The 9,440-nt window shown below is 65.4% G+C and carries 8 protein-coding genes and 1 pseudogene; 8 read left to right on the top strand and 1 reads right to left on the bottom strand.

Features of this window, described 5'->3' with window-relative positions:
* The coding region (locus tag EB084_12980; protein NDD29171.1) for a TPM domain-containing protein at positions 1-554 on the bottom strand (554 nt) is incomplete at its 3' end.
* A 591-nt stretch (positions 555-1,145) separates the two neighbouring features.
* On the opposite strand from EB084_12980, the gene EB084_12975 reads away from it, so the two are divergent.
* The 8 genes and pseudogenes from EB084_12975 (at position 1,146) to EB084_12940 (ending at position 9,344) form a co-directional block, all read left to right on the top strand.
* Positions 1,146-1,979: a lytic transglycosylase domain-containing protein gene (locus EB084_12975; protein NDD29170.1), complete on the top strand. Its 834-nt coding sequence runs from the start codon at positions 1,146-1,148 to the stop codon at positions 1,977-1,979.
* 212 nt (positions 1,980-2,191) lie between these two features.
* Positions 2,192-2,767 carry a ribosome-associated translation inhibitor RaiA gene (gene raiA, locus EB084_12970; protein ID NDD29169.1) on the top strand — a complete coding sequence of 192 codons (576 nt, stop codon included), beginning with the start codon at positions 2,192-2,194 and terminating at the stop codon, positions 2,765-2,767.
* 158 nt (positions 2,768-2,925) lie between these two features.
* Complete coding sequence (locus EB084_12965; GenBank protein NDD29168.1) at positions 2,926-4,470, top strand: S41 family peptidase; 1,545 nt, start codon at positions 2,926-2,928, stop codon at positions 4,468-4,470.
* A 151-nt stretch (positions 4,471-4,621) separates the two neighbouring features.
* Positions 4,622-5,953, top strand: a complete 1,332-nt coding sequence (miaB, locus tag EB084_12960) for a tRNA (N6-isopentenyl adenosine(37)-C2)-methylthiotransferase MiaB (protein ID NDD29167.1) — start codon at positions 4,622-4,624, stop codon at positions 5,951-5,953.
* Entirely contained in the window at positions 5,950-7,155 is a 1,206-nt protein-coding gene (locus EB084_12955) for a hypothetical protein (protein NDD29166.1), read from the top strand. Before miaB ends, EB084_12955 begins: the two co-directional genes overlap by 4 nt.
* 9 nt (positions 7,156-7,164) lie before the next feature.
* Positions 7,165-8,578 (top strand): annotated as a pseudogene (hslU, locus tag EB084_12950) (ATP-dependent protease ATPase subunit HslU).
* 1 nt (position 8,579) lies between these two features.
* Positions 8,580-8,897: a hypothetical protein gene (locus tag EB084_12945; protein ID NDD29165.1), complete on the top strand. Its 318-nt coding sequence runs from the start codon at positions 8,580-8,582 to the stop codon at positions 8,895-8,897.
* Positions 8,898-8,936: 39 nt separating this feature from the next.
* Entirely contained in the window at positions 8,937-9,344 is a 408-nt protein-coding gene (locus tag EB084_12940; GenBank protein ID NDD29164.1) for a hypothetical protein, read from the top strand.
* Positions 9,345-9,440 lie beyond the last annotated feature (96 nt).

Raw genomic sequence — 9,440 nt, 5'->3', positions numbered from 1 at the left:
ATGATGAAGATCCAGCCGAACAGGCCCATTCCGCCCCCGCTGCTTGCGCGCGACTCTACGGGAGCCGCGGGTGCGGTGCGCACCACGGGAACCTGATCGGGCGCGCTGGCGGGCAGGCCCGCCGACCGCGCGAGGCGCAGATCGTCGTCGATGGACGAGACCGCCGCCAGGATGCCGGTGTCGAAGCTGCCCGAGCGGAAGGCGCTCACCAGGCCCTGACGTATCTGCTCCTTCTTGTCCTTCGGGATGGCCGTCATGGTGTTCGCGCCGATGGCGATATCGATCTTCTTCTCCTGGCGGGCGATGAAGATGTACACCCCGCCGATGCGCTGCACGGGCACGTTGATGTAGCGCTGGGCGACCTGCGGGATGGTCTGTCCTCCCAGTGTCGCCACGGTGACGATGAGCACGTCACGATCGTAGGTCGACTTCAATGCGCTGATGCGCTGGTCGAGCTGTGACATGGTGGCCGCGCTGAAGAGCCCCGCTTCGTCGACGACCTTCGCCTGGGCTGTTCCGGGCGCCAGCACCACGAAGAGGGCCAGCAGGGTCACAAGAACCCGTCTCAACCTGTTCATCATACCTCCACGCGCGTAGACTTGCGTCGCGCACCGTCGCTCGGGTTCAGCGTGGAAGCGCTTCCCCGAGCGGGTGACTTCGTCTCTCGGAGAGATGAGGCCTCTTTCCGAGAGAATCGTGTCCCGTCACATGGGAGTGTGGGGGGGGCGCAAAGGTTCCTCGACCTGCCAGCGAGAGCGATCTGTGGCGTTGGCTTTCGCTACGACGAGAACGCTTTAGATCCAGGCAGAAAACAGTGGTTTTTTGCTCTAATAAGGCGCAAGGTTGACAAATCTGCCTCAAACCGCTATTCTGAGGAGACCTCTTCATCTTTTTCGGGGAGAATCGCGCCTGTCGCGTTCCCCCCTGCGCGGCGCGGCGACAGTCGATTGACGGCCGCGCATCGGGCCTGGGCTCCGAGCTGGCGATGCCAGCGTCTTGTGGGTCTGGCCCCGAGAGCATGTGGTCTCTTGCACGACTGCGGCTCTCGCCACGCGTCTGCGAAGCTCCGCTTTGTGGCGCAATCCCGTCCGCGTCGGTGCGAGTCTGTCGCGCCGTCTTCCCGCGGATCTGTGCCTGGAGGGCCGATGACGGTCTGGCAGAACATCTGTCGAGGTTTCTCCGTGGTTGGGCTGAGTCTCGCGCTCGGCGCTTCCGCGGCCAGTCTTTTCGGGGTGGAGGCGGCGCCGGGCGTGGCGCCCCAGGTTGACGCAACGATGACGTCCCCCCCTTCGGTGGAGGGGCAGGCGGCCCCGTCCCGGTACGGTGAAGATCTGTTCGTGCGCAAGCCGTCAGAGTCGGTCGACGCGCACTCCACGGCTGAGCCGGAAGCGACACGCAGAGCGCCCGTCGTGACCGCATCGCCTTCCCGCTCCGCCATCGGTCCGGTGTATGTCGAGGCGGTGGTCCGAGTCCCTGTGCGTCGGGCTGTGGCCTCTTCATCTCGCCGTGGCACCCTGGCCTCTCGAGGCTCCGTGGGGCATGCGATCACCTACGAGCGGCGCGCGACGCAGCTCGACATCGCGCCCATCATCATGAAGCACGCCCAGCTGCGCTCTCTTGATCCCCACCTGATCAAGGCGGTCATCTTCGCCGAGTCGAACTTCCGATGCATGGCGACCTCCCGATGCGGGGCTCGGGGTCTCATGCAGCTCATGCCCGCGACGGGGTATGTCATGGGCGCGAGAGATCTCTACGATCCCGAGCAGAACATCGCCGCCGGGACGCGCTACCTTCGCGTGCTCCTCGATATGTATGGCGGGCGTCTCACGCCTGCCATCGCGGCGTACAACGCGGGTCCGGGCAATGTCCCTCGCAGCGGTGCGGTGCCGAACATCACCGAGACGCGCGGGTATGTGAAGAAGGTGCTCAAGGCCTATCGTGATTTCAAGTCTGAGGGGTCGACCGCAACCGGCGACTGAACCGGCAAACCCGGGCTGACTCTCGCAGGACTGCGGCGGGCGGTCGTTCAACAAGCCCATGGGGGAGCGCTGGTGGCAGAGACGCGAGCGACTCACGACTCAGCCCGACGCTCTCGCAAGTCCCTTGCAGTCGCTTGCGGCTGCATCGCCGACTTCAAACTGGTCCCCAGGCGGTCTCCACCGAGCCCGTCGGGAGTCAAGGGAGTGGTTCGATGCACATCATCGTCAAGGGCAAGAACGTCGACGTGACAGATGCCCTTAGGGCCCACGCCGAGAAGCGCGTCGCGAAGATCACGCGGTACTTCGACCGCATCATCTCCACCGACGTCACCCTGAGCACGGAGCGCAACTGGCACATCGTGGAAGTGACCGTGCACGACAACAACGGCCACGTCTTGCGGGGCGAGGAACGCACCGATGACATGTACTCGTCCATCGACAAGGTCATCGAGAAGCTCGAGCGCCAGGTCAAGCGCCAGAAGGGCAAGACCGCCCGCAGCAAAGCGCGCGGCACCCATCTCGGCGAGGAGCTCGAGCTCAGTGCCGCTGCGGCGGCGAAGCCGGCGGCAAAGAGCCGCACAAAGGCCAAGGCGGAACCTACGCTCGATCCCAACATGGAGAACGTCCGACGCTTCGACGCTCCGCCCATGTCGGTCGAGCAGGCGGTGAAGGAGCTCGAGTCGACCACGCACCCGTTCTACGTGTTCAACAACTCGGCCGTTCAGCGCATCAACGTGCTCTATCGCACGCCGCACGGGTACGGCCTGGTCGATCCCATCCCCGTCTGAGCGGGTACCGATCTCCAGGTGTCCGGCGCAGAGGCCCGCGAGGGCCTCTTCTCTTTCCGTTGCGCCGCTGCGGCGCTCGCAGCGCATCCTCAACGCAGGAGCCGCGCGGCCCGCCTCGCGAACATGGCCCCACACCTGTCTGAAACGAGGCGCTCGCGATGCCGTTCCCGACCCTGACCCATCGACCGCCAGGCCGCGCGTGGCGAGCCCTGCTGCTCGGGTGCGCGCTCGTCGCTGCGATCGCCCTCGTCTCGCGCGGAGAGACATCGGCAGAGGCAGTCGGGCAGGAGCCCGCGGTCCCGCAAAGGGCGTGTGTCGCCCCGCTCCCCCTCGGGGTCGATGGCAGCGGTCTGCTGGCCATGCGTGTCGACGAGGTCGCCGAGACCGCCGCGCCCAAGGGCACGCCATCTCCTGGCAAGCCGGTCGAGAAGAAGGCCGAAGCCCCCTTCTACGCGCCGTATCTTCGCAATCCGGCGTCGCTCGGATTCTCGCCCGACGCAGTTCTCTTCGAGACGGTCTTGCACCAGGTGAAGACCCAGCACGTCGATCTCGTTCCGGACGACAAGCTGTGGGCCGGACTGGCGAAAGAGGTTCTGGCGCTGCTCACCGAGGCACGTGTGCCCGCCGACGATCTGCAGCGCCTTCCGCATGACCGCACGCTTCCACAGGAGGTGGTGCGCGCCTACGGCGGACGGGTGGACCCGTCGCTGCTCTGGTACGCGATGATACGAGGCGTGCTGGCGGGAACCGACGATCCGTACTCGGTGCTGATGACGCCCAAGGAGTACCACGGGCTGATGGAGCAGATGCAGAACGCCAGCTTCGGCGGCATCGGCATCTTCATCGAGTGCGATCACGAGCGCAAGGAGCAGCTCACCGTCGTGGAGCCGCTGGAAGGCACGCCTGCGGCGCGCGCAGGTATCCTCCCGGGCGATCAGATCGTGACCATCAACGGGCTCTCCACCCAGGGCTGGACGCTCGACCAGGCCACGCTGCACATCCGCGGTCAGATCGGCACCTCGGTGGTTCTCGGAATACGTCGCGGAGAAGGTGCGGTCAAGGAGTACACCGTGGCCCGCGCCGCAATCGAGGCGGCTTCGGTGACCTCGAAGATGCTCGCCGATCACATCGGGTACATCCGGTTGCGCATGTTCGGAGCCAAGACCGGCAAGGAGCTCGACGCGGCTCTCGAGACCGTTCAGAAGGCGGGAGCGCGCGCCGTCGTGATCGACCTGCGCAACAACGGCGGGGGCTACATCAACGCGGCTGTCGACGTCTGCAGCCATTTCGTTCCGAACGGCGGGCTCGTCACGTACGTGACAAAGAAGCACGGCGAGCGCAGCGAGTACAACGGGTCGCCGCGCTCGCGCCTGAAGCTGCCCGTTCTGCTGCTCGTCAACCAGTTCAGCGCGAGCGCCTCCGAGATCACCGCGGGTTGCTTCAAGGACTACGGCATCGCGACGCTGATCGGGGTGAAGACCTTTGGCAAGGGGTCGGTGCAGCAGCTGTATCCGCTGCCCAGCGGGGCGGCCCTCAAGCTCACCATCGCCCACTTCTTCACGCCCAAGGGGCACAAGATCAACAAGGTCGGCGTCGATCCCGACATCAAGGTCGAGATGGACGCGCGCAACGCGGGCCGAGGCGAAAAAGACGTGCAGATGCAGAAGGCCCTTGATTACATCCGGACAAAGGGGTTAAACTAGGCTGCTTCACGAACGCGGGTGAAGCGTTCACGGGAAGCGGCGCGCGGCTGCTCTCCCCCCCGCTTCGCCGCTCTCCTCGTGTGGGGGCAGCGCGTGGGCAGCGCGTGGGCAGCGCGTCCGGGCCACCATCGATTGAAGGAGCGATACCGCCGTGCAGGGTGGAAAGTACTTCCTCGCCACATACGGATGTCAGATGAATGTCTACGACTCCGAGGTCATCTCGGCCACCATGGAGGGGTTGAGCTGCTACCCCGTCGAGACGGCCAGCGACGCCGACGTCATCATCTTCAACACCTGCTGCGTGCGAGAGAATGCCGACAACAAGGTCTACGGCCGACTGGGCGAGTTCAAGCCGCTGAAGCAGCAGAACAAGGATCTCACCATCGTCGTCGCCGGCTGTCTGGCCCAGAAAGACGGAGAGCAGCTGCGCGAGCGCTTCCCCCAGGTCGATCTGGTTCTGGGCACGCACAACCTCCGTGATCTTCGCGCCCAGCTCCTCGATATCGCCGAGACCCGAAAGCCGAGGGTCCACGTGGAGCAGGGCGTTGCCGACCTCGACCTCGAGGCAAGGCGTTCGTCGACCTTCCAGGCCTGGGTCCCCATCAGCGTCGGGTGCGACGAGTACTGCACGTTCTGCATCGTGCCCTTCGTGCGGGGGCGCATGCGCAGCCGTCCCGTGGCGTCCGTGCGCCACGAGGTGAAGAAGCTCGCTGATCAGGGGTTTCTCGAGGTCACGCTGCTGGGTCAGAACGTGAACGCCTACGGTGACGACCTCGACCCACGGGTCGATTTTGCCGACCTGCTGCTGGCCCTCGCCGACATCGAGAAGGTGAAGCGACTCCGCTTCACGTCTCCCCATCCGCGCAACTTCTCGACGCGGGTGCTCGATGCCATGGCCCAGATCCCCATGGTGTGCGAGCATGTGCATCTGCCGCTCCAGGCGGGCGATGACGCGGTGCTGCGGCGCATGAACAGGCCCTACACGCGAGACCGCTTCATCGAGCTCGCCGAAGAGATCCGCGCGCGCATCCCGGGCGTGGCCATCTCCACCGACATCATCGTGGGCTTCGCAGGCGAGACCGAGGCGCAGTTCGAGAACACCCTCGATCTGGTGCGTCGGGTGCAGTTCGATCACGCCTACATGTTCGCCTATTCAGAGCGGGCTGGAACCCCCGCGATGAAGATCAAGGACCATCTCCCGGAAGAGGTCCGGATGGATCGCCTCTATCGCCTCATCCGCGAGCAGAACGACATCACGCTCCGCCGCAACCAGGCCCTGGAGGGACAGGTGCAGGAGGTCCTGGTCGAGGGACCGAGCAAGAAAGACCCCACCCACATGACGGGCCGCACCCGTCAAGGGAGAGTCGTCAACTTCCCCGGGGGCGAAGACCTGGTGGGTCGTCTCATCGACGTTCGCCTCACCCGCGGGTATACGTGGGGATTGATGGGGGAGCGCGCCGAGATCGCGGCGGCCCTCCGATGACCTGGGTGAAGAGAGAGGCCGGTCTCGTGCGCCGCACGCTCGCTCCAATGATCGTCGTCTTGATGCTCGCCGCGCTGGTCTTTCCTGCGCAGGCAGACATCATCAAGCTGAAGACCGAGCTGCCGGAGTGGTTCCGACAGAAGCTCCACACCTGGCAGGAGTACCAGATCCTGGTGATCAAGGGCGCGAACCCCACCGCTGAGGTCGACAAGCTGGTCGCCTCGCCGGATGCCTATCGCCTGGCGGTGTGGCAGGAGCCCCTCGATCGAACCCGCGAGAGCGACGTTCGCCGCGTGATGCAGTGGGTGGCAGACGGCGGCATTCTGTGGTTCCAGGACTCGCGGCTTGGCGCGATGCTCGGGGGGTTTGAGAGCGCGCCCATCGGTGGCGGCAGCATCCCCCCCCAGGGATTCAAGCTCGCGCGCGGTGCCTACGGAGAGCAGGGCAAGGTCGATGGCGCGAACATGTTCGGCGTGGCCAACCCTGGTGGAGGCCATCCGGTGCTCGGCGGCGTCGACTACGTTCAGCTGTTCACGTTGAAGGTGGGGGAAGAGCAGACTCCCGACGGAAAGACGATGCCCGTCTTCTCGGCGATTCGGCGTGCGTCTGACGTCATTCCCCTGCTGCGCTACGATCCGACGTCGGGCTCTCCCCTCTCCGATCGCCTCGCCGCGGGAATGAAGGCGCACGGTGAAGGGTTCATCGTGTTCAAGCCCCTGGTGTGGGAAGAGCTCTACACGGGGGGGCGGTTCCAGTACAACCTGCTCGAGTGGTCGACGGGGTTCGGCGTTCCAGACATGACCACAAGCGGCAAGAGCGGGCGCAAGCCCCGCAGAAAGGCCGCATCGGCGCCAGCCGCTCCGCAGGCAGTGTCGAGCGCGTTCGACCAGGTCACCCTCATCGACAAGCAGGTGCTGAGCGGTCGGGTGCGCTCGAAAGAGCTCGAGGTCACCACCATCGAGCCGCTCTTGAGCAAGACCCGCATCTCGTTTGACAAGATCGTCGACGTGACGATGCAGGCCGATGGCGTGAGAGACGCGGTCACAACGGCCGATGGACGCCGGTCGTACGGGTCGGTCTCGTTCCCCGGCGATCTCGAGTTCGAGATGTCATCGGGTCAGGTTCGCAAGCTGAAGAAGAGCGAGCTCGTGCGCCTCGTCATGCATTCGCCTTCAACCGCCTCCGACAAGAAAGGGAAGTAGATGCAGAACATGTCCGGCAACTTTGAGCTGACCCCGCGCCAGATCGTCGCTGAGCTCGATCGCTTCATCGTCGGCCAGAACAAGGCCAAGCGCGCCGTGGCTGTGGCCCTGCGCAATCGCTATCGACGCGAGCGCCTGCCCGCCGAGCTCAAGGACGAGGTCATTCCCAAGAACATCCTGATGATCGGTCCCACGGGGGTGGGCAAGACCGAGATCGCCCGTCGGCTGGCCACCTTGGCCGACGCCCCCTTTCTCAAGGTCGAGGCCACGAAGTACACCGAGGTGGGCTACGTGGGACGCGACGTGGAGTCGATGGTGCGCGACCTCATCGAGATCGCCATTCGCATGGTCTCGGCGCGCAAGATGAAGGAAGTGGAAGAGAAGGCCCACGACATCGCGCTCGACAGGCTGGTCTCGCTGCTGCGACCGGCCCCTCGGCGCGAGCAGCCCGCCTCCTCCCCTGGCCAGCATCTTCGGAGGCTTTGCGGGGGCCTCGCAACCCGCGGCGGCGCCCGCGGAGCCCATCATCAGCGACGAGCATCTCAAGTATGAGCGCGCGCAGCTGCGCACGCGCATCGTCAACGGCGAGATGGACGAGGAGATGGTCGAGCTCGAGGTCGAGGAAGCCACGCCGCTCGAGCTTCAGGTCTTCTCCCAGGCCGGCATGGAGGAGATGGGGGTGAACTTCCAGGACCTCCTCGGCCCTCTGCTGCCCAAGCGCAAGAAGAAGCGTCGCCTGAGCGTTGCAGACGCGCGCAAGCAGCTTGCGGCAGAGGAAGCCGCCCGTCTCATCGACATGGATGAGGCCAAGCGCGAGGCCGTCCGGCTTGCCGAGCATCACGGCATCATCTTCATCGACGAGATCGACAAGATCGCGGGTCGTGAGAAGGGGAGCGGGCCGGACGTCTCCCGCGAGGGCGTGCAGCGCGACATCCTTCCCATCGTTGAAGGCTCGACCATCGTCACGAAGCACGGTCCGGTGCGCACGAACCACATCTTGTTCATCGCCGCCGGCGCCTTCCATCTCTCGAAGCCCAGCGATCTCATCCCGGAGCTGCAAGGGCGCTTCCCCATTCGCGTGGAGCTCGAGTCTCTCAGCCGGGAAGACTTCGTGCGCATCCTCCGCGAGCCGGAGAACGCACTCATCAAGCAGTACGCCGAGCTGCTGCGCACCGAGGCGGTCGATGTCGCCTTCTCGCCAGAGGGCATCGAGGAGATTGCCCGCCTGGCCCAGCATGTGAACGATCAGACCGAGAACATCGGGGCGCGGCGCCTCCACACGATGCTCGAGAAGGTGCTCGAAGACGTCTCGTTTGACGCCCCCGACAGCGCGCCCCCTCGTATCGACGTCGATGCCGCCTACGTCCGCTCACGCCTCGAGGACATCGTCAAGAACGAGGACCTGAGCCGCTTTGTCCTCTGAGGTGGCGAACATGGCCCAGGCCCTGCTCGAGCGGGCGCTCGCGCAGGGATGGAGCGCTTCCCTCGGTCGGGAGGTCGACGACCTCGAGCTCTATCTCTCCACCGAGATCGAGCGCTTCGAAGACATGGATCCATCGTTCGTGACAGACGCGAGGGCGAACAGCCGGCTCATCGACGGCCTCGGGGCCATGGTCGAGGCCCTGACCTCGCTCCGCAGCACGGGCGAGGTCGGTGGACTGGTCGAGGACGCGGCCCCGCTGCGCGCCGCCTTCCAGGAGGCGGCGTCAACCCTCGCCTCAGCGACGGACCCGTCGCTATAGGGGAGTGAGCCTTTGGCGACGAATCCGGAGCAGCAACCCATGCATGTGATCTTCTCTTCCCCTCGGTCGCGTGGTGCGCGCGGCGCCATGATCAACGGGTGCCTTCTCCTGGTCGCGGTGATGGCCCTTGTCGCCACATTGGCGGGCAAGTTTGCGATGCTGCCGCCTTTCCACGTGCTCATCGCCACCGTGGCCGTCATGTTCGCCCTGGTTCTGGCGCGCTCCCCGGACACGCGGTGGCAGGTAGAGGCGCTTGCCGCCGTCGGAGGGCCGGCGCTTGCCTCGGCGGCCTATGGATATCTCGCTCGGCCAGAGCCAGACGTGCTCTCTGGTACGTCGGCGCTGCTCTACGTGGCGGGCACGGCGGGCTATGTGCTCTTGTGCGTGGTGCGAGGCGCGAGAGGGCGCTCGGAGGGTCTTGAATCTACGGAGGAGGAGTCAGCGTGAACATCGCTGCCCCAGCAGAGAGAGGCACCCGTTTCCGGGTGCAGGTTTCAGACAATCACGAGGCGCTGTGCCGACTGGCTGCCGAGCATTTCGTGC

The organism is Pseudomonadota bacterium (assembly GCA_010028905.1).
Classification (GTDB): Bacteria; Vulcanimicrobiota; Xenobia; order RGZZ01; family RGZZ01; genus RGZZ01.
The sequence above is the reverse complement of the archived record's forward strand: the minus strand, read 5'-3'. Positions and strand labels throughout refer to the sequence as shown.

What these genes read in the sequence shown, in the direction of transcription:
- raiA (NDD29169.1), top strand. Translation starts at nt 2,192, where the DNA reads ATGCACATCATCGTCAAGGGCAAGAACGTCGACGTGACAGATGCCCTT.
- EB084_12955 (NDD29166.1), top strand. Translation starts at nt 5,950, where the DNA reads ATGACCTGGGTGAAGAGAGAGGCCGGTCTCGTGCGCCGCACGCTCGCT.
- EB084_12975 (NDD29170.1), top strand. Translation starts at nt 1,146, where the DNA reads ATGACGGTCTGGCAGAACATCTGTCGAGGTTTCTCCGTGGTTGGGCTG.
- EB084_12940 (NDD29164.1), top strand. Translation starts at nt 8,937, where the DNA reads ATGCATGTGATCTTCTCTTCCCCTCGGTCGCGTGGTGCGCGCGGCGCC.
- EB084_12965 (NDD29168.1), top strand. Translation starts at nt 2,926, where the DNA reads ATGCCGTTCCCGACCCTGACCCATCGACCGCCAGGCCGCGCGTGGCGA.